1 pseudogene is annotated in these 1,160 nt (G+C 44.6%); it reads left to right on the plus strand.

Annotated features, from left to right (window positions below):
* Positions 1-1,160: pseudogene (gene secA / locus A3739_RS17355) on the plus strand (preprotein translocase subunit SecA); the annotation flags it as partial.

Genomic DNA, 1,160 nt, shown 5'->3' on the forward strand with positions numbered 1-1,160 from the left:
AACTTCTTCCGTATTTACGACAAGCTTGCTGGTATGACTGGTACGGCGGATACCGAAGCGTACGAATTTAATCAAATATACGGGCTAGACGTGGTTGTTATTCCAACGAATAAAACTATTGCTCGTATTGATCATAACGATCTTGTTTATTTAACGCAGGAAGAAAAATTCCAAGCAATTATTGATGAAGTTAAAGCAGTTGTTGCAGCCCAACGCCCAGTACTTGTTGGCACAGCGAGTATTGAGTCGTCTGAATATTTGTCAGGTTTGCTGAAAAAAGCAGGTATTAAACATAGCGTTCTGAACGCAAAGCATCACGCTCAAGAAGCTCAGATCGTTGCGCAAGCAGGTCTTCCAGGTACGGTCACGATAGCGACCAACATGGCGGGCCGTGGTACCGATATCGTTCTTGGTGGTAACTGGGAAGCTGAAGTCAAAGCGCTCAAAAACCCTGATGACGCAAAAATTGAAAAGATTAAAGTAGAGTGGAAAGCACGTAACGAAGCCGTGAAAGAGGCTGGTGGTTTACACATACTTGGTACTGAGCGACACGAATCTCGCCGTATCGATAATCAGTTACGTGGTCGTGCTGGTCGTCAGGGTGATCCAGGTAGTACGCGTTTCTTCTTGTCTTTAGAAGATAACTTAATGCGTTTGTTTGCTTCAGATCGTGTTCGAAACATCATGCAAGCATTAGGTATGGATAAGGGCGAAGCGATTGAACATAAGATGGTTAGTAACGCGATTGAGAAGGCGCAACGTAAAGTCGAAGGGCGTAACTTTGATATTCGTAAAGCGCTTCTTGAATATGATGATGTTGCTAACGATCAGCGTACAGTTGTCTATGAGCAGCGTAACGAGGTAATGGCCCGCGATGATATTAGTGATATCGTCGGCGCGGTTCGTGAAGAGATCGTGAACGAGGTTGTGAGTGATTTTATTCCACCGCAAAGTATCGAAGACATGTGGAATATTCCTGGTCTTGAACAAGCCTTGAAAGCGGAATTTGCAATCGAGTTACCCGTGCAAGAATGGTTGAAGGCTGATGACAATCTGCACGAAGAACCATTGCGAGAGAAGATTCTTGAAGCGGTTGTTGCTAAGTACAAAGAAAAAGAAGGGACCGCTGGCTCAGAGTCAATGCGTGCTTTTGAAAAGCA

Source organism: Oleiphilus sp. HI0067 (assembly GCF_001635735.1).